Here is a 22,327-nt window from a genome sequence, read left to right as displayed (position 1 = left end):
ATGCGGGCAGGAGAGGCCATGACCGAGGACGGGAACTGGTTCCACCGCCGGGGCGCGATCGGCCGCGACGGCTGGGAGAGCGTGGTCGACGACACCACGCCCGGCTGGGCGCACACCGGCATCCGCATCGGCGAGCTCGGCGCGGGGGAGAGCCTCGCGCTCGCCGACACCGGGGTGGAGCGGATCATCGTGCCGCTCTCCGGATCGTTCTCCGTGGCGCACACCGAGGAGGGATCGACCACCGAGACGCTGCTCGCCGGTCGCCGGTCCGTGTTCGACGGTCCGAGCGACGTGCTCTACCTCTCGGCGGCGGCCACGGCGGTCATCACGGGCTCCGGTCGGGTGGCCGTGGCTTCATCGCCCACCTCCGTCGTGCATCCCACGCGGCACATCCTCGCGGCCGAGACCCCGGTCGAACTCCGTGGCGCCGGCGCCTCCAGCCGGCAGGTGCACAACTTCGGTACGCCGGAGGCGCTCGACGCCGAGCGCCTCATCGTGTGCGAGGTCATCACGCCCGCCGAGAACTGGTCGTCGTACCCGCCGCACAAGCACGACGAGCACGTGCCGGGGCGAGAATCCCGGCTCGAGGAGATCTACTACTTCGAGGCGGCGCCCACGCGCTCGAGCGGAGAAGACGCTGCCGTCGACGCGGCCTTCGGGATGTTCGCGACCTACTCCTCGGGCGTCGGCGAGATCGACATCGCCGAGCGGGTGCGCACCGGCGACATCGCGCTGGTGCCGTTCGGATTCCACGGTCCCGCCGTGGCCGCTCCCGGCTACGACCTCTACTACCTGAACGTCATGGCCGGTCCCGACCGCGAGCGGTCCTGGCTCATCACCGACGACCCCGCGCACGCGTGGGTGCGCGACAGCTGGAGCGGGCAGGACATCGATCCCCGGCTGCCCTACCGAGCAGAGGGAGAACTCTGATGCAGACCAGACGGATGACGGTCGGCCAGGCGCTGGTCGAGTTCCTCTCGCGGCAGTGGACGGTCGACGGCGACATCCGCGAGCGCACCGTGCCCGGCATGTTCGGCATCTTCGGCCACGGGAACGTCGCCGGTCTCGGGCAGGCGCTGCAGCAGTACAACCTCGAGCAGCCCGACCTGATGCCCTACCACCAGGCCCGCAACGAGCAAGCGATGGTGCACCAGGCCGTCGGGTTCGCCCGGATGCATCGACGCAGGGCGACGTTCGCGAGCACAGCCTCGGTCGGTCCCGGCGCCACGAACATGCTCACCGGTGCGGCGCTCGCGACCACCAACCGGCTGCCGGCGCTGCTGCTGCCGAGCGACACCTTCGCCACCCGGGTCGCGGACCCCGTGCTGCAGCAGTTGGAGCGCCCGCACGACATCGGTCTCACCGTGAACGACGCGTTCCGCCCGCTCTCGGTCTTCTTCGACCGGGTGCAGCGCCCGGAGCAGCTGTTCTCGATCGCGCTCGCCGCGATGCGCGTCCTCACCGATCCCGCCGAGACCGGTGCGGTGACGATCGCCCTGCCCGAAGACGTTCAGGCCGAAGCGCTGGACGTGCCCCTCGAGTTCCTCCAGGACCGGGAGTGGCACATCCGCCGGCCGCTGCCGGAGCGCGGACCGTTGGCGCGGGCGGTGGCGGCGATCCGCGGCGCGAAGCAGCCGCTCCTCGTCGCGGGTGGCGGTGTCATCTACTCCGAGGCGGAGCAGGCGCTGCGGGCGTTGGTCGAGGCCACGGGCATCCCGGTCGGCACGACGCAGGCGGGCGGCGGCGCGCTGCCGTGGGATCACCCCCAGTACCTGGGCGGGATCGGTGCGACCGGCACCACCGCGGCGAACCGCATCGCGGCGGAGGCCGACGTCATCATCGGCGTCGGCACCCGGTACAGCGACTTCACGACGGCATCCCGCACGGCCTTCCAGAACCCCGACGCGGTGTTCGTCAACATCAACGTCGCGGCCTTCGACGCCTACAAGCACGGCTCGCAGCTGCCCGTCGTCGCGGATGCCAGGGAGACCCTGGTCGCGCTGCGCGACGAGCTCGACGGATACCGCGTCGCACCGGCGCTGAGCGCACGGATCGCCGACGAGAAGCGCGAGTGGGATGCGGTCGTCGACCGGGCGCTCGCCCCCACGGGCCGCGAGCTGCCGGGCCAGCCCGAGATCATCGGCGCCGTGCGCGGGGCCGTGGCCGACGAAGACGTGATCGTGCAGGCGGCCGGCTCGCTCCCCGGCGACCTGCACAAGCTCTGGCGCGTCAGCGATCCGCTCGGCTATCACGTCGAATACGCATACTCCTGCATGGGGTACGAGATCGCGGGAGGACTCGGCGTCAAGCGCGGGCTCACGGCATCCGGCGACGAGCGCGACGTCGTCGTCATGGTCGGCGACGGCTCGTACCTGATGCTGAGCTCCGAGCTCGCGACGGCCGTGGCCGAGGGGATCAAGATCATCGTCGTGCTCATCCAAAACCAGGGCTATGCCTCGATCGGGCACCTCTCGGAGACGGTCGGCTCGGAGCGCTTCGGTACCGAGTACCGCCGCTACGACGACGAGGCGCGCAACTTCCAGCGCGGCGACGTGCTGCCGGTCGACCTCGCCATGAACGCGCGCAGCTACGGCGTCGACGTCATCGAGATCGCGAAGGGGTCCGCGGCGATCGACGACCTGCGCGCCGCGGTCGCCGCCGCGAAGGCCTCGGAGCGGACGACGCTCATCCACGTCGAGAGCGATCCGACGGTCTACGGCCCCGACGGCGAGGGCTGGTGGGATGTGCCGGTGGCCGAGGTCTCGCGCACCGAGACCGCTCGACGGGCGCGCGCGGAGTACGAGGGTCAGCGCGCCGCACAGCGCCCGCTGCTGGGGTGAGTCGGGTCGGGCCGCCTGCGCTCCAGGCACTTCCCACCCGGTACCGCGTACCCTGGAGGGTATGACCGAGACTCCCCGCACGCGCGAGACGCGCCCCGCAGCATCCGCGTCCGCCCCGCAGGGTCGGCCGGCCCAAGGCAAGGTCCGTGAGACGCGCCCGGCGCAGGTGCGCCCGGCGACCGAGGGGTGGACCCAGCAGAAGGATGCCGAGGGGCGTCCGCTCCTGCAGTTCGCGAGCCCCAAGCGCGGCAAGCCGCCGGTGCACCTGGCCGACCTCACGCCGGCCGAGCGCATCGAGAAGGTGAAGGAGCTCGGGCTGCCCGGCTTCCGCGCGAAGCAGCTGTCGACGCACTACTTCCGCCACTACACGTCCGACCCCGAGCAGATGACCGACCTCCCGGCCGACACCCGGGAGCAGCTGGTCGCCGGGATGCTGCCGCCGCTGCTCACCGAGGTGCGCCGCCTCGAGACCGACAAGGGCGACACGATCAAGTTCCTGTGGCGTCTGCACGACGGCGCCCTGGTCGAGTCGGTGCTCATGCGCTACCCCGGCCGCATCACGCTGTGCGTGTCGAGCCAGGCCGGCTGCGGCATGAACTGCCCGTTCTGTGCGACCGGCCAGGCGGGTCTGACCCGCAACATGTCGACCGCCGAGATCATCGAGCAGATCGTCCGCGCCAACCGGCTCATCGCCGAGGGTGGGCTCGGCGGCAAGAAGTCCGACGACCACAGCATGGAGCGCGTCTCGAACATCGTCTTCATGGGGATGGGCGAGCCGCTGGCCAACTACAAGCGCGTGATGGATGCGGTGCGGTCGATGGTCGCCCCACAGCCCGACGGCCTCGGCATGAGCGCCCGTGGCATCACCGTGTCGACCGTCGGCCTGGTGCCGGCGATCAAGAAGCTCGCCGACGAGGGCATCCCGGTCACGTTCGCGCTGTCGCTGCACGCACCGGACGACCACCTGCGCGACGAGCTCATCCCGGTCAACTCCCGCTGGAAGGTCGATGAGGCACTGGATGCCGCCTACGACTACTACGCCAAGACCGGCCGCCGTGTCTCGATCGAGTACGCGCTCATCAAGGACATGAACGACCACGGCTGGCGCGCCGACCTGCTGGCCGAGAAGCTCAACCAGCGCGGACGCGGGTGGGTGCACGTGAACCCGATCCCGCTGAACCCGACGCCCGGCTCGATCTGGACGGCATCCGAGAAAGACGTCACCAACGAGTTCGTACGCCGCCTGAACGACGCCGGCATCCCGACCACCCTCCGCGACACCCGCGGCAAGGAGATCGACGGCGCCTGCGGTCAGCTCGTCGCCACCACCGAAGACGAGGCCGCCTCCGCCGCGATGGCCTGAGTCCCGCCCGCGCGGCGGGCGTCTGTCGTGCCGAGCTGCTCGGCACGGTCGAGCCAGCGGGTGATGGTCGCCACCTTGGCATCCTTCACACCGAGCATGCGGTGCGTGCGCACCGAGCGGATGCCGCAGAACTTCATGGTGTTGCGCACGATCTGCGTCTGTGCCGGGAGGCCGGTGAGCGGCAGGAAGAACCAGGGAGTGTCGGCGAGCAGGAGCAGACGTCCACGGCGCGCGGGGATCAGGCCCTCGGGGAGGCCGAGCTTCGAGTAGCGGTACTCCTGCTGCGGCAGCAGCGCCCGATCGAAGAAGCCCTTGAGGAGGGCCGGCGGTGCGCCCCACCACACCGGTGTCGCGACGACGATCGTGTCGGCATCGTGCAGAGCCTGCTTCGCCTCGACGAGGTCGGGCTCGAGCGTCATGCGCTCGCGGTAGCCGAAGCGCAGGTTGGGGTCGAAGTCGAGGTCGCGCAGGGCGAGCACGCGGGCATCGCCGTGCCCCGCGGCATAGCGCTGCGCGAGTGCGGCGGTCAAGGAGCGGGCGTCGGGGTGGCCGTCGATCACGAGAGCGGTCATGGCGTGGTTCCTATCTGGACAGCGTCAAGCTGGTGGACAGTGTCAAGATAGGAGATGATGTTGCTCATGTCAAGTTCGAAGGACGGCTACCACCACGGCGATCTCGCCCGTGCCCTGGAAGACGCCGCCATGCAGCTGCTGGAGCGGATGCCGGCGGCGGAGATCAGCCTGCGCGAGGTCGCGCGGGCGGCGAACGTCAGCCACAACGCGCCGTACCACCACTTCTCCGACCGGCTCGGACTGCTCAAGGCGATCGCCGAGCGCAGCATGGCCGACCTCCTCGACCAGGTCCGCGCTGCCGCCGAGAAGGCCGCGACGCCGCGCGCGGCGCTCATCGACGGGGGATCGGCGTACATCCGCTTCGCGATCGAGCATCCGCATGCGTTCGACGCCGTCTACGACCCGACCGTCTGCATCCCGGGATCGCCGACCGCCACGATGGCGCCGCTGATCGACGGGCTCGAGGCCGTGCTCGCCGAGGGGGCGGCCGCGGTGGGACTCGACCGACCGACCGACGTCGTCGCGCTGTGGGGCCTGATCCACGGGCTCGGCACCCTCGCCGCCGCCGGACACTTCACGCTCGACGACGGGCTGTCCGCCTACGCCGCCGCCCTCGACCGTCTGCTCCCGGCATCCTGAATCCGTCGGACGGCACGGAACCTGTGAGGCACTCCAAGGACTTTTCCACGGTATCCACAGGCGATACTTCGTAGATTGTTCGGATGCCCTATTCCGCCCATCGACCGGGTCGCTACGACTCGCAGGGTCGGATCATCATCGACGGCGAACCCGACGCCGTCACCGATGACCTCGACTTCCTGCGCGAATTCGAGCCGACCGGCGCCGACGACGCCACCCGCGAGGTTCCCGTCGCAGACCCCGCCGAGGCGACCCCGATCGCCGATGCGGTCGCCGCCGACGAGTCCGCGCCCGTGAAGCCCCCGCGCGAGCCCCGCGTCCGCAAGCCCCGCAAGAAGCGTGCCCCGCGCACTCCGGGCTCCCGTGCCCGGACACTCGCGATCCTCGGTGGCGCGGAGGGCGAGATCCTCGACCGCGTCCCCGGCGAGACGCCGCGCTTCGTGCAGATGTTCTTCGTGCTCGCCGGCACCGCGCTGGTCTCCGCCATCTCGATGCTCTTCGCGCTCACCACCGGTGTACAGGCCGCGATCTGGCTGGCCGTGCCGCTCGCGCTCGTGTGGGCGCTCATCATCTTCAACCTCGATCGCTTCCTCACCTCGACCATGAGCTCGACGCGGAACGTGTGGCGGCTCATCGGCCTCGCGATCCCGCGTGTGATCATGGCCGCGATCATCGGCTTCGTCGTCGCCGAGCCGCTCGTGCTGCAGATCTTCCACAACGACATCGCCCGCGAGGTCGCGTCGACCAACATCACGCAGTCGCAGTCCGATCAGGAGGCGCTCGAGACCGGCCCGGAGAAGATCGCGCTGGATTCCGCCACCGCCAAGGTCGCCGAGCTCGAGAACCAGGCCGCGACCGGCATCGTCGCAGGGACGGAGTCCTCTTCGGCCACCGAGTCGGCCGCCCAGGCCACGGTCGACGACGTGACCGCCAAGATGACCGCGCAGCAGGCCGTGATCGACCAGGCGCGCGTGCTCTACCAGTGCGAGCTGACCGGTGAGGGCGCGGGCACGGTTCCCGGCTGCACCGGCGTGAACGGCGAGGGCGCGAGCTCGGACGCCGCCAAAGCTCAACTCGCCGAGGCACAGCAGACGTACGACGCGCTCGCTGCGCAGCTCCGCACCGCGAACGAGGAGCTCGCCGCCGCCGGCACCGCCGCCAAGGAGAACACCTCGACGTCGGAGTCGACGAACCGCGAGCAGGCGAAGTCCCAGCTGCCGGCCGCCCGCGACACCTACGACCAGGCGCTCGCCGCGTACAACGCGCGCGCGGATGCCGTGGCCCAGGGCAACGCCGGAGCCGTCGGGCTGCTCAGTCAGATCAGCGGATTGAACCGCTTGAGCGAGAAGGAGCCCACGATCCTGTGGGCGCACATCCTCATCGCGGCGCTGTTCTTCATGATCGAGCTGCTGCCCGTGCTGGTGAAGGTGCTCACGAGCTACGGCGACCCGAGCCTGTACGAGAAGGCCGCGGCCATCCGCAAGCAGGTCGCCCTGGACCGGGTGACGGCGGAGGGCTTCCGCGACCGCGCCGAGATCGTGACGACTCCGGCGACATCGCCTCCGTCAGCCTCCGCTCAGGCCACCTGACCTGGCCCGCGCTCCCGGGGCACCGTCGCGCCTAGGCGACGAGCGTCAGGCTTCGCGACGGGAGCAGGACGTCGGCGATCACGGATGACCCGTGCTGCGGTACGGCCAGGGTCAGCGAGCGGATCAGGGCGACGGTCGACGGCGGCCGCGACCACTGCTCGCCGGTCAGCGCCGCTTCGATCAGGGACAGCGGATGCTGAAGCGCGGGGTCGTGCTGGCGGGAGTCGTCGCTCAGCCATTCGATGAGCTGACCGATGGTCCAATCGGGCCTGATTGGACCGAGATCTGCCGGAGGAGTGGTCGTGAAGGTGCTCATTGGTCCAGAATCAGGTCTCATGAGCGTCGATGACAGGGCCAATACCCGGCCGGTGGACCATGGATCGGCCATTCCTGCGCCATCCGCAGGTTCATCGCCGACTCTCGTCCGTGCGGGCGAGGTCGCCTCGGAGGCGCTCTCCGCCCGGTTGGGCCGATGGACCCACGGAGACGGCACGCTCGCGGCGCGGCTGTCCCGCGGCATCGAGGCTCTGATCGCGGGCGGCGAGCTGCGCCCCGGCGACCGTCTGCCGGCGGAGCGCGCCCTCGCCGCGGCGAGCTCCGTGTCGCGCGGCACGGTCGTCGCCGCGTACGCCGATCTCGCCGAGCGCGGCCTGGTCGACCGGCGGCAGGGGAGCGGCACGCGCGTCGCCGGTGCGGCGGCATCCATCGCCCCCGTGCAGCGGCAGGGACGAGGTGAGGCGCTGTTCTCGGCCCTGCCCAATGCGATCGACCTGCTGCGGACCGTGCCGCAGATCTCCGAGCTGGGCGTGCAGCTGATCAGCGAGCACAAGCCGCGGCTCGAGCTGGCGCTGCTGCCCGAGACCGACCCTGCGGGCCTCCCCGCGCTGCGCACCCTCATCGCCGACATGTACGCCGCCGAGGGCACCCCGACGACGCCCGAGCAGATCCTCGTCACGCACGGTGCGCAGCAGGCCATCAGCCTCGTCGTCAACGCGCTCGTGGGCCCCGGCGACATCGTGCTCGCCGAGGAGATCACCTGGCCGGGCGTCACCGACTCCGTCGGGCTGCGCGGTGGCACGGTGCACGGCGTCCCGATGGGGCCGGACGGACTCGACGTCGACGCACTCGAGCAGGCGCTCGCCCGGCTGCGGCCCGTGCTCGTGGCGCTCAATCCGCACCACCAGAACCCGACGGGCTCGCGGCTCCCTGCCGCCGCGCGGCATCGCGTCGCCGAACTCGCCGCCCAGTACGGCGTGCCGGTGATCGAGGACCGCGTCGTGGCCGGCATCTCCTTCGACGGCGTGGTGCCGCCGACCCTCGCGGCCGAGCGGGCGGACGCGCCCATCATCGTCGTGGAGTCGGTGTCGAAGTGGGTGTGGGCGGGGCTGCGGATCGGATGGCTGCGCGCCGACCCCGTGCTCGTGCGCCGCCTGCGCGGGGCACGGCAGCTCGCCGATCAGTCCACGAGCGTGCCGGGGCAGCTGCTCGCGCTCGACCTGATCGCCCGCGCCGACGACCTCCGCCGGGCGAACAGTCGCATCCACCAGGAGCGCCTCCGGCTGCTGCAGGAGCTGATGGCCGAGCACCTGCCCGACTGGAAGGTCGAGCCGCCGCGCGGCGGGCTGTCGCTGTGGGTCCGGGTTCCCGCCGGCTCCGCCGACGCGCTCGCCCGGGTGGCCGCGACGCACGGCGTCTCGATCGCGGGGAGCGCGGCGTTCGCGGTGTCGGTGTCTCCGGACGACCACATCCGCATCCCGTTCACGGCACCGGACGATGTGCTCGCCGAGGGCATCCGTCGGCTCGGAGCGGCCTGGCGCGAGTATCGGGAGACTCTCGCATCCAGCCCCGTCATCACACGCAGCCAGTAGCGTTGTTCCATGGTCAACTATCGCTATCTCGGCAACAGCGGTCTCAAGGTCTCGGAGATCACCTACGGCAACTGGGTCACCCACGCCTCGCAGGTCGAGGACGACGCCGCCGTCAAGACCGTGCACGCCGCACTGGATGCCGGAATCACCACCTTCGACACTGCCGACACCTACGCCAACACCGCTGCGGAAGTCGTTCTCGGCAAGGCTCTGGAGGGGCAGCGCCGCGAGGGGCTGGAGATCTTCACGAAGGTCTACTTCCCGACCGGCCCCAAGGGCCCGAACGACACCGGCCTGAGCCGCAAGCACATCTTCGAATCGATCAACGGCTCGCTGCAGCGCCTCGGCACCGACTACGTCGACCTGTACCAGGCGCACCGCTTCGATTACGAGACCCCGCTCGAGGAGACGTTCCAGGCGTTCGCCGACGTCGTCCGTCAGGGCAAGGCGCTCTACATCGGCGTCTCCGAGTGGACCGCCGAACAGCTGCGCGAGGGGCACGCTCTCGCCACGCAGCTCGGCATCCAGCTCATCTCGAACCAGCCGCAGTACTCCATGCTGTGGCGCGTGATCGAGGGCAAGGTCGTGCCGGCCTCCGAAGAGCTCGGGATCTCGCAGATCGTCTGGTCGCCGATGGCGCAGGGCGTGCTCAGCGGCAAGTACCTGCCCGGCCAGCCGGTGCCCGAGGGCTCGCGCGCGACCGACCCGCACAGCGGCGCCGACTTCATCAAGAGCTTCCTGCAGGACGACATCCTCACCGCCGTCCAGCGCCTGAAGCCGATCGCCGAGCAGGCGGGTCTCTCGATGCCGCAGCTCGCGATCGCGTGGGTGCTGCAGAACCCGAACGTCGCGGCCGCGCTGGTCGGAGCCTCGCGTCCCGAGCAGCTCGCCGAGACGGTCAAGGCCTCGGGCGTCAAGCTCGACGCCGACACCCTGGCCGCGATCGACACGGCCCTGGGCGACACGGTCAACCGCGACGCCGAGCACACCTACTCGGTGTCGCCGAAGTCCCGCCTGGTCTGACGCCGGACACGAGAAGGCCGCCGTTCCTCGGAACGGCGGCCTTCTCGTTGTCCGGGGGAGGTCGGCGGCTCGGCGGTCAGCCGAGGGTGATGTCGACCTGGATCTCGGCGGCGAGGCGCTCGAGGTCGTCGCGCAGCGCATCCAGATCGACGGATGCCGGCACCTTCGCCACCACCGATGCCTCGAACAGGCGGCCACCGGCCATCGCGGCATCCCGGGTCTCGGTCGCGAGCTCCTCGATGCTCAGCGCGTGGGCGCTCAGGACGGCAGAGACCTCGCGCACGATGCCGGGTCGGTCGTTGCCGAGCACCTGGATCTGGAGCAGCCGATCGTCGGCGGCATCCGCATCCGGCGTCCCGGTGAGCACGGCCAGGGTCAGCAGTCCCTGCCCCTGGAGTCCGCGCAGCGCGGAACTCAGCTCCGGTGCCCGGTCTTCGGCGACGGACACCTCGATAACGCCCGCGAACGTGCCGGCGAGCTCCGCCAGCGAGCTGTTCTCCCAGTTGCCGCCGTGCGCGTCCACGACATCGGCGACGGCGGCCACGAGGCCAGGACGGTCTGCACCCGCGACGGTGAGGATCAGAGTTGTCATGCGGCCAGCGTAGCCCGACGCCTTCACTCGCCCCAGACGCCCGATTCCAGGAACCGGTCGAGCCGCGCGCGGTGCGGGGCGAGGTCCCAGCCCTGCGCCGCGACCCACTCATCGGAGTAGTACGTGCCCGCGTAGCGGACGCCGCTGTCGCAGATCAGGGTGACGACACTGCCGGTCTCGCCCGCGGCCCGCATCCGGGCGATGAGCTGGAACGCGCCGTACAGGTTCGTGCCGGTCGAGCCGCCGGCCCAGTGCAGGGTGCGCTCGCGCAGCATCCGGATCGCGGCGATCGACCCGGCATCCGGCACCCGGATCATCTCGTCGATCACGGTCGGCACGAACGAGGCCTCGACCTGTGGCCGGCCGATGCCCTCGATGCGGCTGGGGCGCCCGGCGGGCGGGTCGACGGTGCCGGCCCAGCCGTCGTAGAACGCGGAGCCCTCGGGGTCGACCACGGCGACCTTCGTCTCGTGGCGGCGGTACTTCACATACCGCCCGAACGTCGCGCTCGTGCCGCCGGTTCCGGCGCCGGTCACGATCCAGGTGGGGATCGGATGCCGCTCCTGCGCGAGCTGGCTGAACACGCTCTCCGCGATGTTGTTGTTGCCCCGCCAGTCGGTCGCGCGCTCGGCGAACGTGAACTGGTCGAGGTAGTGGCCCGTGCAGTCGGACGCGAGGCGCTGCGCCTCGGGCGACATGTCCTCGGCGCGGTCGACGAAGTGGCAGGTGCCACCGTAGAACTCGATGAGGTCGATCTTCTCCTGCACGGTCGAGCGCGGGACGACGGTGATGAACGGCAGCCCCAGCATGCGGGCGAAGTACGCCTCGGAGACGGCGGTCGATCCGCTCGACGACTCGACGAGCGTGGTGTCCTCCCGGATGCGGCCGTTGACCAGCCCGTAGAGCAGGAGCGAGCGCGCCAGGCGGTGCTTGAGCGACCCGGTCGGGTGGACCGACTCGTCCTTGAGATACAGATCGATGCCCCACTCGGGCGGCAGCGGGAAGAGGTGCAGGTGCGTGTCGGCGCTGCGGTTCGCGTCGGCTTCCAGCAGGGCGATCGCGGTGCTGGTCCAGTCGCTCATACCCTCGAGACTATCGGCCGGTGCAGATGCCGTGCAGGGAGCGAGCCCGCGCTCAGGGCGCCGTCGCGTGGCGCAGCCAGCGCTCGATGCCGGCGATGTGCGCGGTCGTCAGCGAGGTCGCCAGTGCGGGGTCCCGCTGGGCGACCGCGTCGGCGATCGCCCGGTGCTCCGACAGGGTGCGCTCGACGGCGCCGCTCTCGGTGAGGCCCCGCCAGGCGCGGGCACGCACGGTCTGGCTGCTCAGGTGCTCGATCAGGCTCGCGAGGTACGCATTGCCCGCCATCGCCACGATCTCGCGGTGGAAGCGGATGTCGTGGTCGACGAGCTCTTCGATACTGACGGAGGCGTCCACGCCCTCGACCTCGCGCTGCAGCTCGGCGATCTGCTCGTCGGTGCCCAGCGTGGCGGCGAGGCCCGATGCCTGCGACTCCAGCATCCGGCGCACGGCGAAGATCTCGAGCATCGAGTCGTCATCGTGCATGTCGACGACGAACGAGATCGCCTCCAGCAGCAGGTGCGGCTCGAGACTCGTCACATAGGTGCCGTCGCCGCGCCGCACGTCGAGCACGCGGATGACCTCGAGCGCCTTGACCGCCTCGCGCATCGAGCTGCGGGAGAGACCGAGCCGCTCGGAGAGCTCCTTCTCCGGAGGCAGGCGATCACCGGGGGTCAGCTCGCCCGACACGATCATCGCCTTGATCTTCGCGATCGCATCGTCCGTCACAGCCATGGCGTCATCCTAGCGATTGCTCCGATGTCTGCGGCAGGATGAGGGGATGCGAGTTCTCGATGCACATCTGCACCTGTGGGATCCGGAGGCGCTGACCTACACATGGCTCGAAGGCCCGATGGCGTACCGGTTCGCCGACCTGGAACTCGAGCACGCCCGCCTGGAGCGTGCCGAGACCGAGAAGTGCGTGTTCGTGCAGGCCGGGACCGTCGACGACGACTTCCTCGATGAGGTGCTCTGGGTCGCAGGGCTCGCGCCCGCGCTCGGAGTGGTCGGCATCGTCGCCGGCATCCGCCTCGACCGGGGGACCGACACGGTCGCGCACCTCGAAGGTCTCGCGGCCGAGCCGCTCGTCGTCGGCGTGCGGCACAACCTGCAGGGCGAGCCCGACGGACTGGCGGTGTCGGCGGCCTTCGTGACCGGTGCGCGCGAGGTCGCCGCGCGCGGTCTGACCTTCGACGCGTGCGTGCGCGCCGCGCAGCTGCCGGATGTCGCCCGCCTCGCCGGAGCCATCCCGGAGCTGCGACTCGTGCTCGATCATCTGGGGAAGCCCGCCGTGGGCACGGCCGCGGCTCCGCTGGCGCCGACCCCGGAATGGGCCCGCGACCTGACCGAGCTGGCGCGGCATCCGAACACCTTCTGCAAGCTCTCGGGGTTGCCCGGCGAGGCCGGCGGGGACTGGGACGCGGCGCAGCTGATCCCGTTCCTCGATGTGGCGGCCGATGCGTTCGGGATCGAGCGGCTGATGTGGGGGAGCGACTGGCCCGTCTCGGTCATCGGACCGGCCGAGGACGACGACCCGCACGCACCGGAGGACGGCTCGCCGACCTACCAGCCCACGGCCCGCACGCGCTGGGCCGACACGGTGATCGCCTGGGCGGATGCGCGGGGGCATGACCTCGACGCGATCTTCTGGACCACCGCCGAGCAGTTCTATCGCACGGATGCCCGGCCGCAGGCGCCGACCGCGGAGCCTCCGCGTCACGGCATCCGGGGCTGGTTCCGCGGCAGCCGCGGCTGACGTCGCGCGGAACTCACTCCGCGCGAAGCCGCAACCGCGCCATGCCGCCGTCGACCTCGATGGACGTGCCGGTCGTCGAACCGGCGGCGGGGCTCACGAGGTAGGCGACCGCGGCGGCGACCTCATCGGGGTCGACGAGCCGTCCGTGCGGCTGGCGGGCCTCGAGCGCGGCGCGCTCGGCCGCGGGGTCGACGGCCGTATCCAGCAGGCGCCCGACCCAGGGGGTGTCGGCCGTGCCGGGGTTGACCGCGTTCACCCGGATACCCTCGCGCAGGTGGTCGGCCGCCATCGCGCGGGTCAGCGCCGAGACGGCCCCCTTCGACGCGCTGTACAGCGCCCGCTGCGGGAGTCCGGTGGTGGAGGCGATGGATGCCGTGTTGCAGACCGCCGCCGCAGGCGACTTCCGCAGCCAGGGCAATGCCGCCGCCGTCACGCGGGCGATGCCGGTCACGTTGATCGAGAGCACGCGCGCCCACTCGTCGTCGTCGTTCGCCGCGACGTCGCCCTGCGCGCCGATCCCGGCGTTGTTCACGACGATGTCGATGCGCCCGAACCTCTCGGCCACGGCCGCGACGGCCGCGTCGACGCTTGCACGATCCGAGACGTCGGCGGTGAAGGCCGTGAACGCGGGGTCGGCTGTGGCGGTGTCGCGGTCGAGGATCGCGATGGTCGCCCCGTCGGCGCGCAGGCGCTGTGCGATCGCCGCACCGATTCCGGATGCTCCGCCGGTGACGATCGCCACCAGCCCGTTCAGTGCACTCACTTCTGTGCCTCCCATGCCACGAACTCCTGTCGCTGGCGGCCGAGGCCGTCGATCTCGATCTCGACCACGTCGCCGGGTGCGAGATAGGGGTACTTGCCCGAGAGCGCGACGCCCTGCGGGGTGCCGGTGAGGATCAGGTCGCCCGGCTCGAGCGTCACGTACTGCGAGAGGTGGTGCACGATGTGCTCGACCGTGAAGATCATGTCGCTCGTGTTCGAGTCCTGCCGCGGCTCGCCGTTCACGAAGCTGCGCAGTCCGAGCGCGTGGTGGTCGACCTCGTCGGGGGTGACGAGCCACGGGCCGGTGGGGTTGAATCCCGGGGCGATCTTGCCCTTCGACCACTGCCCGCCCGACACCTCGATCTGGAACGCCCGCTCCGAGACGTCGTTCGCGGCGACGAAGCCGGCCACATGGGCGAGCGACTCCTCGGGGGAGTCGAGGTAGGCCGCGCGGGCGCCGATCACGATGCCGAGCTCGACCTCCCAGTCGGTCTTCTCGCTGCCGCGGGGGATCGTCACCGCGTCGTCCGGGCCGACCACGGTGTTGGGCGTCTTCAGGAAGAGGATGGGGATGGTGGGCGGCTCCGAGCCTGACTCGGCCGCGTGGGCGGCGTAGTTCATGCCGATGCAGATCACGGCGCTCGGACGGGCGATCGGTGCGCCGATGCGCATCGCCGCGGCATCCGCGAGTTCCGGAAGCTCCCCGGCGTCGCGGGCGGCCGCGACCCTGGCGACGAAGTCGCTCGCGAGGAAGTCGCCGTTCACATCGGATGTCAGAGGGCGGAGGTCGAGGTAGTGGTCACCCTCCACGAGGACGGGGATCTCCGTGCCGGGGGTGCCGAGCCGCGCGAACTTCATGATTCTCCTGATCGGTGGGGAGGCCACGACGCTGCGGCCCATCTCGTTGACAGTATAGACATCGGATGTTTACACTCCAAGGTATCCGCACGGAAGAGATCCGCCGTGCACGGAGAGGACCCCCGTGACCCGTATCGTCGCCCTCGACGCCACCGACATCCGCTTCCCGACGTCGTTGAGCCTGGATGGTTCGGACGCGATGAACCCCGACCCCGACTACTCCGCCGCGTACGTGATCGTGCGCACGGACGCCGAGGACGGCATCGAGGGCCACGCGTTCGTCTTCACGATCGGGCGGGGCAACGACGTGCAGGTCGCCGGGATCGACGCGCTCGCGGACCACCTCGTCGGCCGCGAGCTCGAACCCCTGCTCGACGACATGGGCGGCACTTACCGGGCGATCATCGGCGACTCGCAGCTGCGGTGGCTCGGCCCCGAGAAGGGCGTCATGCACATGGCCATCGGCGCCGTCATCAACGCCCTGTGGGACATCAAGGCCAAGCGCGCGGGGCTGCCCCTCTGGCAGCTGCTCGCCCGCATGACCCCGGAAGAACTCGTCGACCTCGTCGACTTCCGCTACCTCACGAACGCCCTCACCCGCGAGGACGCCCTCGACATCCTGCGTGCCGTCGAGCCGGGGCGTGCCGAACGGGAAGAGCAGCTGCTCGCCACCGGGTACCCGGCCTACACGACGAGTCCCGGCTGGCTCGGATACTCCGACGAGAAGCTCGAGCGGCTCGCCCGCGAGGCCATGGCCGACGGCTTCACGCAGATCAAGCTCAAGGTCGGCGCCGACCTGCAGGACGATATCCGTCGCTTCCGCAAGGCGCGTGAGGTGTGTGGACCGGACTTCCCCATCGCGATCGACGCGAACCAGCGCTGGGAGGTGTCGGAGGCGATCGAGTGGGTGAACGCGCTCGCCGAGTTCCACCCCGCGTGGATCGAGGAGCCGACCAGCCCCGATGACGTGCTCGGGCACGCCGAGATCGCGCGCGGCGTGGCGCCGATCCGCGTCGCCACCGGCGAGCACGCCCAGAACCGTGTCATCTTCAAGCAGCTGCTGCAGGCGGATGCCATCTCCGTCATGCAGATCGATGCCGTGCGCGTCGGCGGCGTCAACGAGAACATCGCCAACCTGCTGCTCGCCGCCAAGTTCGGCGTGCCGGTGTGCCCGCACGCGGGTGGGGTGGGCCTGTGCGAAGCGGTGCAGCACCTGTCGATGTTCGACTTCGTCGCGGTCACCGGCACCCGCGAGGGCCGCATGATCGAGTTCGTCGACCACCTGCACGAGCACTTCGTCGTGCCGACCGACATCCGCGGTGGCTCCTACAGGGCGCCCACTGCTCCCGGGAACGGCATGGAGATGAAGGCCGACACCATCGCGGCATATACCTGGCGGGGCGCGTACATCGGCGCCTGAGTTCGTGCGTCAGTCCGCGGCCCGGCGCGCGCGATAGGCGGCGACGGCGTTGCGGTTCGCGCAGGTCGTCGAGCAGTAGCGCTTCGAGCGGTTGCGGGAGAGATCCAGGGCGATCGCCAGGCAGGTGTCATCCGCACACACGGAGAGGCGCGAGCCCTCCTCGGCGCGGATGACGTCGATCAGCGCCATCGCGGTCTCGATCAGCACGCGCTCCGCCAGCGGATGCTCGTCGGCCACGGCATGGAGGTGCCAATCGACCCCGTCGTGTCGGAGCAGTCGCGGCGTGAGGCGGGACTCGGCGAGGGCGGCGTTGACGAGTTCGGCCATCTCGTCGCGCGGCGCCAGCAGCATGGATCGCAGACGCGGGCGCAGGCGGCGCAGGGAGGCGAGCTCGTCTTCATCGCGGTCGAGTCGTCCGGTGTAGGGGAACTCGCGGAGGAAGGCGCGTTCGTCGTCGAGGTCGACCAGCGTGTCCGGATCCTCGGCCGAGTTCACGAGCCACACGGCGGCGCGGAGACCCTCTTGGGTGTCATCGGTGAAGATCACGTTGACATCTTACAGCGTGCGCGAGTAGCGTCATCGATCATGGGCAGGGTGAGTGATGACAGCGTGGCGGTCGCGTCCGCACGCGGTGTGCGTCTGGGGCTGCCGCTCGCCATCGCGGCCGCGCTGTCCTTCGGCATGTCCGGCGCGTGGGCGCGCGGGCTCATCGACGCGGGGTGGACGCCGGGGGCCGCGGTCACCGCACGTATCTGGGTGGCGGCCCTCGTGCTGCTCATCCCCACGATCTTGTCGCTGCGCGGGCGGTGGGGTCTCCTTCGCCGCAACGCCGGCATGATCCTCGCCTACGGACTGCTCGCCGTCACCGCGACCCAGCTCTTCTACTTCCAGGCCGTCGCCGTCATGGATGTGGGGCTGGCGCTGCTCATCGAGTACACGGCACCGGTCGCGGTGCTGCTGTGGCTGTGGCTGCGACGGGGCGAGCGGCCGACGCGCCGCAGCATCATCGGGGCGGCCATCGCCATCGTCGGGCTGGTGCTCATGCTCGACATCCTCACGGGGGCCGATGTCGACGTGGCCGGCATCCTGTGGGCGCTCGGAGCCATGGTCGGGGCGGCGACCTACTTCCTGCTCTCGGCCAGAGTCGACACGGGGCTGCCGCCGCTCGCACTCGCCGGCAGCGGGCTGCTGATCGGTGCACTCGGTCTCACGGCGGCCGGGGCGATCGGCGTCCTGCCGATCGCGTGGACGACCGACGACATCGCCTACCGTTTCGGCAGTGTGCCCTGGTTCGTCCCCGTGCTGGCGATCGGTGTCGTGGCGACGGCCCTCGCGTACCTGCTCGGCATCGCCTCGACACGGATGCTGGGTTCGCGGCTCGCCTCCTTCGTCGCGCTCGCCGAGGTGGTCGCCGCGCTCCTGTTCGGCTGGCTGCTGCTCGGCCAGCTTCCCGATCTGCTGCAGGGGCTCGGCGGAGTGCTCGTTCTCGTGGGGGTCGTCGTGGTCAAGCTGGGGGAGCCTGTCGCTCCGGAGTTCGTGGAGCCGGTGCCCGCCCCCGGGAATGTATACGGGAAGCCCGTAGAAAAAGACTGAGAGGCCCCTCCCGCTCCTTTATGTATACACTGAGGGCATGCCCCCTGTTGTCGAGCGCTTCTCCGCGAGTGATCGCGCGTACACGGCCCTGCTCGACGACATCCAGTCGGGTGCTCTTCCGGCCGGCTTCGTTCTCGGGGAGGTCGAGCAGGCCGAGCGTCTCGGTGTGAGTCGCACTCCGATGCGGGAGGCGCTGCGCCGACTGGCCGGCGACGGTCTCGTCGTCCAGCAGTCGCCGCGCGTCACCGTGGTCGCCGACCTGGATGCCGATGACATCCGCTCGCTGTTCGAGATCCGCCGCGCGCTGGAGGAGAGCTCCGCCCGGCTCGCCGCCGTGCGGGGGGACGCCGGTCTGTTCGCCGAGCTCGCCGCGGAGTTCGCGCACGTCGACCTCACCGCTCCCGCAGGCCGTGACGCCTACTACGCGCTGATCGCCCGGTTCGACGGTGCTCTCGATGCGGCCGTCGCGAACGACTACATCGCCTCGGCCCTGCGCACCGTGCGCACGCACCTCGTGCGCGTGCGCCGGATGGCCCGCGACAAGCCCGCCCGACTCGCGGCATCCGCCGCCGAGCACCGCACGATCGCCGAGGCGCTCGCCGCCCGCGACGGCGACCTCGCCGCCCATGCCACCCACGTGCACCTGCACAACGCCCTCACCGGCATCCTCGACTCTCTCGACTCCAGCAACAGCGAAGGATAAGAAATGACCGTCACCCATCACGTCCGTGTGCACCGCAGCGACGAGAACCTCGCGCGCGAAGACCAGCTCGCCTGGAAGATCGCCGAGGTCGCCGCCGACCGGGTCGAGGTCGAGCAGGACGTCGTCGACATGATCATCAACCGCATCATCGACAACGCCTCGGTGGCTGCGGCATCCCTCACCCGCGCGCCGATCAACGCCGCCCGCGCGCAGGCGTTCAGCCACCCCGTCTCCACCGGCGGCGTCGGAGCGAACCTGTTCGGTGCGGCGCTCGACCACCGCACCAGCCCCGAGTGGGCGGCCTGGGCGAACGGCGTGGCCGTGCGCGAACTCGACTACCACGACACGTTCCTCGCGGCGGAGTACTCGCACCCCGGCGACAACATTCCGCCGATCCTCGCGGTCGCCCAGCACACCGGCAAGGACGGTCGGGCGCTCGTGCGCGGCATCGCGACCGGCTACGAGATCCAGATGGACCTCGTGCGCGCGATCTGCCTGCACAAGCACAAGATCGACCACGTCGCCCACCTCGGCCCGTCGGCGGCCGCCGGCATCGGCACCCTGCTCGGGCTCGACGTCGAGACGATCTACCAGGCTGTGGGCCAGGGTCTGCACACCACGACCGCCACTCGGCAGAGCCGCAAGGGCGAGATCTCCACCTGGAAGGCGCACGCCCCGGCCTTCGCGGGCAAGATGGCCGTCGAGGCGGTCGACCGGGCCATGCGCGGGCAGACCAGCCCCGCGCCGATCTACGAGGGCGAAGACGGTGTGATCGCGTGGATGCTCGACGGCAAGGACGCGTCCTACGACGTGCCGCTGCCCGCCGCGGGCGAGCCCAAGCGCGCGATCCTCGACTCGTACACGAAGGAGCACTCGGCCGAGTATCAGGCGCAGGCGCTCATCGACCTCGCCCGCAAGCTCGGGATCGAGAACCCGGCGCTGCGTGACCCCGCGAACATCGACTCGATCGTCATCCACACCAGCCACCACACGCACAACGTGATCGGCTCCGGGGCGAACGACCCGCAGAAGTACGACCCGACCGCATCGCGCGAGACGCTCGACCACTCGGTGCCGTACATCTTCGCGGTGGCACTGCAGGACGGCGGCTGGCACCACGTCGACTCCTACGCCCCCGAGCGTGCGGGCCGCGCCGACACGGTCGCGCTGTGGCACAAGATCACCACGGCGGAGGACGCCGAATGGACGCGCCGCTACCACTCCGAGGACCCGGCTGAGAAGGCGTTCGGCGGTCGTGTCGAGATCCGCCTGGCCGACGGCTCGACCGTGGTCGACGAGATCGCCGTGGCCGACGCGCATCCGCTGGGCGCCCGTCCGTTCGCGCGCGAGAACTACATCGCCAAGTTCCGTCTGCTCGCCGAGCCCGTGTTGGAGCCGGCTGAGATCGAGCGGTTCCTCTCCCTCGTGCAGCGCCTGCCCGAGCTCACGGCCGCCGAGGTCGGCGAGCTGTCGATCGTCGCGAAGCCCGGGCTGCTCGAGGCTGCTCCGGCGCCTGCGGGACTCTTCTGATGCTGTACTCCACCGTCACGCCCGCCGAGAAGCGGCGGCTGTTCCGGGAGCGGCTGGCGAGCGGCGAACTGCTGCGCTTCCCCGGAGCCTTCAACCCGCTGAGCGCCCGGCTGATCGAGCAGAAGGGCTTCGACGGGGTCTACATCTCCGGCGCCGTGCTCTCCGCCGACCTGGGGCTGCCCGACATCGGCCTCACGACGCTGACCGAGGTGGCCGGCCGGGCGAAGCAGATCGCCCGCATGACCGACCTCCCCGCGATCGTCGACGCCGACACCGGCTTCGGCGAGCCGATGAACGTCGCCCGCACGATCCAGGAGCTCGAAGACGCGGGCCTCGCCGGCACGCACATCGAGGACCAGATCAATCCGAAGCGGTGCGGCCACCTCGACGGCAAGGCCGTCGTCGACGAGGACACCGCGATCAAGCGCATCCGGGCTGCCGCCGACGCCCGCCGCGATGAGAACTTCCTCATCATGGCGCGCACCGACATCCGCGCGATCGAGGGGCTGGATGCCGCGATCGATCGGGCCCAGGCGCTGGTGGATGCCGGTGCCGACGCGATCTTCCCCGAGGCGATGCGCACGCTCGCCGAGTTCGAGGCGATGGCCGAGGCGCTCGACGTGCCGATCCTCGCGAACATGACCGAGTTCGGCAAGAGCGAGCTGTTCTCCACGGACCAGCTGCGGGATGCCGGCGTCAACCTGGTCATCTGGCCGGTGTCGCTGCTGCGCATCTCGATGGGGGCCGCCGGTCGTGCTCTCGATACGCTGAACGACGAGGGGCACCTGACCTCGAAGCTCGGCGAGATGCAGCACCGCGCCGATCTCTACGATCTGATCGACTACGAGTCGTACAACCATTTCGACTCCGGCGTCTTCAACTTCACAGTCGACAACACCGGTCGCTGAGCGCAGCGAAGCGGACATCCGACCCGGTTGCTGAGCGAGGAGCGAAGCGACGAGTCGAAGTACACGAAGGAGTGACCATGACCGAGCCGGACATCAAGAAGGGCCTCGCGGGGGTCGTCGTCGACACGACCGCGATCTCGAAGGTCAACCCCGAGACGAACAGCCTGCTGTACCGCGGATATCCCGTGCAGGAGCTGGCCGACACGCAGCCGTTCGAGGCCGTCGCCTACCTCCTGTGGAACGGCGAGCTGCCGACGCCCGAAGAGCTCGCCGCGTTCCGTCTCGAAGAGCGGAAGCACCGCGCGCTCGCCGACAACGTCAAGGCCGCGATCGACCTCGTGCCGCTCGACGCCCACCCGATGGACGAGGTCCGCACCGCGGTCAGCCTGATCGGCGCCTCCGACCCCGGTGCGGGCGGTTCGGTGCTCGACGCCGGTGGCAGCCCGGAGCAGAACCTCGAGCGCAGCATCCGCCTGTTCGCGGCACTGCCCGCGATCGTCGCCTACGGTCAGCGTCGCCGTCGCGGGCAGGAGATCATCGCCCCGCGTGACGACCTCGACTACTCCGCGAACTTCCTCTGGATGACGTTCGGCGAGGAGGCGGACGGCGTCGTGGTCGACGCGTTCAACCGCTCGATGATCCTGTACGCCGAGCACTCCTTCAACGCCTCGACGTTCACCGCGCGCGTCATCACCTCGACCCTGAGCGACATCTACTCGGCGGTGGTCGGCGCGATCGGCGCCCTCAAGGGACCGCTGCACGGTGGGGCCAACGAGGCCGTGCTGCACATCTTCGACGACATCGGTACGGCCGAGAACGTCGTGCCCTGGCTCGACAAGGCCCTCGCCGAGAAGCGCAAGATCATGGGCTTCGGACACCGCGTGTACAAGAAGGGCGACTCCCGGGTGCCGACCATGAAGGCGGCGCTCGACACCCTGGTGGAGCACTACGACCGCCCCGAGGTCGCCGCCCTCTATGATGCTCTCGAGTCGGAGTTCGTCGCGCGCAAGGGCATCTACCCGAACCTCGACTACCCGTCGGGTCCGGCGTACAACCTGATCGGCTTCGACACCCTGACCTTCACGCCGCTCTTCGTGGCGGCGCGGGTGACGGGGTGGACCGCGCACGTGATCGAGCAGGCCGGATCGAACGCGCTGATCCGTCCGCTGTCCTTCTACGACGGCCCCGACGAGCGGCACGTCGAGAGCTGACTCCTGGACAAGAGAGAACGCAC

At 70.3% G+C, this 22,327-nt stretch carries 22 protein-coding genes; 14 read left to right on the top strand and 8 right to left on the bottom strand.

Annotated features, from left to right (window positions below; all coding sequences use genetic code 11):
* Positions 1-18: 18 nt before the first annotated feature.
* The 3 genes from iolB (at position 19) to rlmN (ending at position 4,203) form a co-directional block, all read left to right on the top strand.
* A complete protein-coding gene (gene iolB / locus OC372_RS09475) occupies positions 19-930 on the top strand; it encodes a 5-deoxy-glucuronate isomerase (RefSeq protein WP_262001670.1) in 912 nt (303 codons plus the stop codon).
* Positions 930-2,840 (top strand): 3D-(3,5/4)-trihydroxycyclohexane-1,2-dione acylhydrolase (decyclizing), encoded by a 1,911-nt coding sequence (gene iolD, locus OC372_RS09470; RefSeq protein WP_262001669.1) that lies wholly within the window; start codon positions 930-932, stop codon positions 2,838-2,840. Before iolB ends, iolD begins: the two co-directional genes overlap by 1 nt.
* A gap of 61 nt (positions 2,841-2,901) precedes the next feature.
* Positions 2,902-4,203: a 23S rRNA (adenine(2503)-C(2))-methyltransferase RlmN gene (gene rlmN / locus OC372_RS09465; protein WP_181156308.1), complete on the top strand. Its 1,302-nt coding sequence runs from the start codon at positions 2,902-2,904 to the stop codon at positions 4,201-4,203.
* Here the strand turns inward: rlmN and OC372_RS09460 are convergent.
* On the bottom strand, positions 4,152-4,775 hold the full coding sequence (locus tag OC372_RS09460; RefSeq protein ID WP_262001668.1) for an NAD(P)H-dependent oxidoreductase: 624 nt from the start codon (positions 4,773-4,775) through the stop codon (positions 4,152-4,154). The genes rlmN and OC372_RS09460 overlap by 52 nt on opposite strands.
* 66 nt (positions 4,776-4,841) lie before the next feature.
* Here OC372_RS09460 and OC372_RS09455 point away from each other — a divergent pair, with 66 nt between their 5' ends.
* Both OC372_RS09455 and OC372_RS09450 read left to right on the top strand, forming a co-directional pair.
* Positions 4,842-5,414: a TetR/AcrR family transcriptional regulator gene (locus OC372_RS09455; protein ID WP_105711298.1), complete on the top strand. Its 573-nt coding sequence runs from the start codon at positions 4,842-4,844 to the stop codon at positions 5,412-5,414.
* 83 nt (positions 5,415-5,497) lie between these two features.
* Positions 5,498-7,003: a DUF4407 domain-containing protein gene (locus tag OC372_RS09450; RefSeq protein WP_262001667.1), complete on the top strand. Its 1,506-nt coding sequence runs from the start codon at positions 5,498-5,500 to the stop codon at positions 7,001-7,003.
* Positions 7,004-7,034: 31 nt separating this feature from the next.
* On the opposite strand, the gene OC372_RS09445 is transcribed toward OC372_RS09450, so the two are convergent.
* Positions 7,035-7,319 carry a hypothetical protein gene (locus tag OC372_RS09445; protein ID WP_262001666.1) on the bottom strand — a complete coding sequence of 95 codons (285 nt, stop codon included), beginning with the start codon at positions 7,317-7,319 and terminating at the stop codon, positions 7,035-7,037.
* A 19-nt stretch (positions 7,320-7,338) separates the two neighbouring features.
* Here OC372_RS09445 and OC372_RS09440 point away from each other — a divergent pair, with 19 nt between their 5' ends.
* On the top strand, positions 7,339-8,871 hold the full coding sequence (locus OC372_RS09440; RefSeq protein ID WP_262001665.1) for a PLP-dependent aminotransferase family protein: 1,533 nt from the start codon (positions 7,339-7,341) through the stop codon (positions 8,869-8,871).
* Positions 8,872-8,880: 9 nt separating this feature from the next.
* The gene (locus OC372_RS09435) at positions 8,881-9,894 is read left to right on the top strand and encodes an aldo/keto reductase family protein (protein ID WP_029263902.1); all 1,014 of its coding nucleotides are present in this window, start codon (positions 8,881-8,883) and stop codon (positions 9,892-9,894) included.
* Positions 9,895-9,970: 76 nt separating this feature from the next.
* Here the strand turns inward: OC372_RS09435 and OC372_RS09430 are convergent, their stop codons facing one another.
* The 3 genes from OC372_RS09430 to OC372_RS09420 are packed head-to-tail and all read right to left on the bottom strand — an operon-like array spanning position 9,971 to position 12,298.
* Positions 9,971-10,486 (bottom strand): glycine cleavage system protein R, encoded by a 516-nt coding sequence (locus OC372_RS09430; protein WP_029263903.1) that lies wholly within the window; start codon positions 10,484-10,486, stop codon positions 9,971-9,973.
* Positions 10,487-10,509: 23 nt separating this feature from the next.
* On the bottom strand, positions 10,510-11,568 hold the full coding sequence (locus OC372_RS09425; RefSeq protein ID WP_029263904.1) for a PLP-dependent cysteine synthase family protein: 1,059 nt from the start codon (positions 11,566-11,568) through the stop codon (positions 10,510-10,512).
* Between the two features lie 52 nt (positions 11,569-11,620).
* A complete protein-coding gene (locus OC372_RS09420) occupies positions 11,621-12,298 on the bottom strand; it encodes a FadR/GntR family transcriptional regulator (RefSeq protein ID WP_262001664.1) in 678 nt (225 codons plus the stop codon).
* A gap of 46 nt (positions 12,299-12,344) precedes the next feature.
* Between OC372_RS09420 and OC372_RS09415 the strand changes: the two genes are divergently transcribed.
* Positions 12,345-13,319, top strand: coding sequence for an amidohydrolase family protein (locus tag OC372_RS09415; RefSeq protein WP_262001663.1), 975 nt, complete (start codon positions 12,345-12,347; stop codon positions 13,317-13,319).
* A gap of 13 nt (positions 13,320-13,332) precedes the next feature.
* On the opposite strand, the gene OC372_RS09410 is transcribed toward OC372_RS09415, so the two are convergent.
* Positions 13,333-14,097 (bottom strand): SDR family NAD(P)-dependent oxidoreductase, encoded by a 765-nt coding sequence (locus tag OC372_RS09410; protein WP_262001662.1) that lies wholly within the window; start codon positions 14,095-14,097, stop codon positions 13,333-13,335.
* Positions 14,079-14,939 carry a fumarylacetoacetate hydrolase family protein gene (locus OC372_RS09405; protein WP_262001661.1) on the bottom strand — a complete coding sequence of 287 codons (861 nt, stop codon included), beginning with the start codon at positions 14,937-14,939 and terminating at the stop codon, positions 14,079-14,081. Before OC372_RS09405 ends, OC372_RS09410 begins: the two co-directional genes overlap by 19 nt.
* A 124-nt stretch (positions 14,940-15,063) precedes the next feature.
* Here OC372_RS09405 and OC372_RS09400 point away from each other — a divergent pair, with 124 nt between their 5' ends.
* Positions 15,064-16,359 (top strand): L-fuconate dehydratase, encoded by a 1,296-nt coding sequence (locus tag OC372_RS09400; protein ID WP_262001660.1) that lies wholly within the window; start codon positions 15,064-15,066, stop codon positions 16,357-16,359.
* Positions 16,360-16,368: 9 nt separating this feature from the next.
* Here the strand turns inward: OC372_RS09400 and OC372_RS09395 are convergent, their stop codons facing one another.
* Positions 16,369-16,905 carry a CGNR zinc finger domain-containing protein gene (locus tag OC372_RS09395; RefSeq protein ID WP_105711252.1) on the bottom strand — a complete coding sequence of 179 codons (537 nt, stop codon included), beginning with the start codon at positions 16,903-16,905 and terminating at the stop codon, positions 16,369-16,371.
* A 39-nt stretch (positions 16,906-16,944) separates the two neighbouring features.
* On the opposite strand from OC372_RS09395, the gene OC372_RS09390 reads away from it, so the two are divergent.
* From OC372_RS09390 to OC372_RS09370, 5 genes are all read left to right on the top strand, one after another.
* The gene (locus OC372_RS09390) at positions 16,945-17,952 is read left to right on the top strand and encodes an EamA family transporter (RefSeq protein WP_262001659.1); all 1,008 of its coding nucleotides are present in this window, start codon (positions 16,945-16,947) and stop codon (positions 17,950-17,952) included.
* A 37-nt stretch (positions 17,953-17,989) separates the two neighbouring features.
* On the top strand, positions 17,990-18,655 hold the full coding sequence (locus OC372_RS09385) for a GntR family transcriptional regulator (RefSeq protein ID WP_105711254.1): 666 nt from the start codon (positions 17,990-17,992) through the stop codon (positions 18,653-18,655).
* 3 nt (positions 18,656-18,658) lie between these two features.
* A complete protein-coding gene (locus OC372_RS09380) occupies positions 18,659-20,185 on the top strand; it encodes an MmgE/PrpD family protein (RefSeq protein ID WP_262001658.1) in 1,527 nt (508 codons plus the stop codon).
* Positions 20,185-21,093 carry a methylisocitrate lyase gene (prpB, locus tag OC372_RS09375; RefSeq protein WP_262001657.1) on the top strand — a complete coding sequence of 303 codons (909 nt, stop codon included), beginning with the start codon at positions 20,185-20,187 and terminating at the stop codon, positions 21,091-21,093. Before OC372_RS09380 ends, prpB begins: the two co-directional genes overlap by 1 nt.
* 77 nt (positions 21,094-21,170) lie before the next feature.
* Complete coding sequence (locus tag OC372_RS09370; protein ID WP_262001656.1) at positions 21,171-22,304, top strand: bifunctional 2-methylcitrate synthase/citrate synthase; 1,134 nt, start codon at positions 21,171-21,173, stop codon at positions 22,302-22,304.
* The last annotated feature ends 23 nt before the right edge of the window (positions 22,305-22,327 follow it).

This window comes from Microbacterium sp. Mcb102 (genome assembly GCF_024519805.1).
In the GTDB taxonomy this organism is placed as follows: Bacteria; Actinomycetota; Actinomycetes; order Actinomycetales; family Microbacteriaceae; genus Microbacterium.
Note: the sequence above shows the minus strand (reverse complement) of the source record. Positions and strands in the feature narration are given on the sequence as shown.

What these genes read in the sequence shown, in the direction of transcription:
- iolB (WP_262001670.1), top strand. Translation starts at nt 19, where the DNA reads ATGACCGAGGACGGGAACTGGTTCCACCGCCGGGGCGCGATCGGCCGC.
- iolD (WP_262001669.1), top strand. Translation starts at nt 930, where the DNA reads ATGCAGACCAGACGGATGACGGTCGGCCAGGCGCTGGTCGAGTTCCTC.
- rlmN (WP_181156308.1), top strand. Translation starts at nt 2,902, where the DNA reads ATGACCGAGACTCCCCGCACGCGCGAGACGCGCCCCGCAGCATCCGCG.
- OC372_RS09460 (WP_262001668.1), bottom strand. Translation starts at nt 4,775, where the DNA reads ATGACCGCTCTCGTGATCGACGGCCACCCCGACGCCCGCTCCTTGACC.
- OC372_RS09455 (WP_105711298.1), top strand. Translation starts at nt 4,842, where the DNA reads ATGTCAAGTTCGAAGGACGGCTACCACCACGGCGATCTCGCCCGTGCC.
- OC372_RS09450 (WP_262001667.1), top strand. Translation starts at nt 5,498, where the DNA reads ATGCCCTATTCCGCCCATCGACCGGGTCGCTACGACTCGCAGGGTCGG.
- OC372_RS09445 (WP_262001666.1), bottom strand. Translation starts at nt 7,319, where the DNA reads ATGAGCACCTTCACGACCACTCCTCCGGCAGATCTCGGTCCAATCAGG.
- OC372_RS09440 (WP_262001665.1), top strand. Translation starts at nt 7,339, where the DNA reads ATGAGCGTCGATGACAGGGCCAATACCCGGCCGGTGGACCATGGATCG.
- OC372_RS09435 (WP_029263902.1), top strand. Translation starts at nt 8,881, where the DNA reads ATGGTCAACTATCGCTATCTCGGCAACAGCGGTCTCAAGGTCTCGGAG.
- OC372_RS09430 (WP_029263903.1), bottom strand. Translation starts at nt 10,486, where the DNA reads ATGACAACTCTGATCCTCACCGTCGCGGGTGCAGACCGTCCTGGCCTC.
- OC372_RS09425 (WP_029263904.1), bottom strand. Translation starts at nt 11,568, where the DNA reads ATGAGCGACTGGACCAGCACCGCGATCGCCCTGCTGGAAGCCGACGCG.
- OC372_RS09420 (WP_262001664.1), bottom strand. Translation starts at nt 12,298, where the DNA reads ATGGCTGTGACGGACGATGCGATCGCGAAGATCAAGGCGATGATCGTG.
- OC372_RS09415 (WP_262001663.1), top strand. Translation starts at nt 12,345, where the DNA reads ATGCGAGTTCTCGATGCACATCTGCACCTGTGGGATCCGGAGGCGCTG.
- OC372_RS09410 (WP_262001662.1), bottom strand. Translation starts at nt 14,097, where the DNA reads ATGGGAGGCACAGAAGTGAGTGCACTGAACGGGCTGGTGGCGATCGTC.
- OC372_RS09405 (WP_262001661.1), bottom strand. Translation starts at nt 14,939, where the DNA reads ATGAAGTTCGCGCGGCTCGGCACCCCCGGCACGGAGATCCCCGTCCTC.
- OC372_RS09390 (WP_262001659.1), top strand. Translation starts at nt 16,945, where the DNA reads ATGGGCAGGGTGAGTGATGACAGCGTGGCGGTCGCGTCCGCACGCGGT.
- OC372_RS09385 (WP_105711254.1), top strand. Translation starts at nt 17,990, where the DNA reads ATGCCCCCTGTTGTCGAGCGCTTCTCCGCGAGTGATCGCGCGTACACG.
- OC372_RS09380 (WP_262001658.1), top strand. Translation starts at nt 18,659, where the DNA reads ATGACCGTCACCCATCACGTCCGTGTGCACCGCAGCGACGAGAACCTC.
- prpB (WP_262001657.1), top strand. Translation starts at nt 20,185, where the DNA reads ATGCTGTACTCCACCGTCACGCCCGCCGAGAAGCGGCGGCTGTTCCGG.
- OC372_RS09370 (WP_262001656.1), top strand. Translation starts at nt 21,171, where the DNA reads ATGACCGAGCCGGACATCAAGAAGGGCCTCGCGGGGGTCGTCGTCGAC.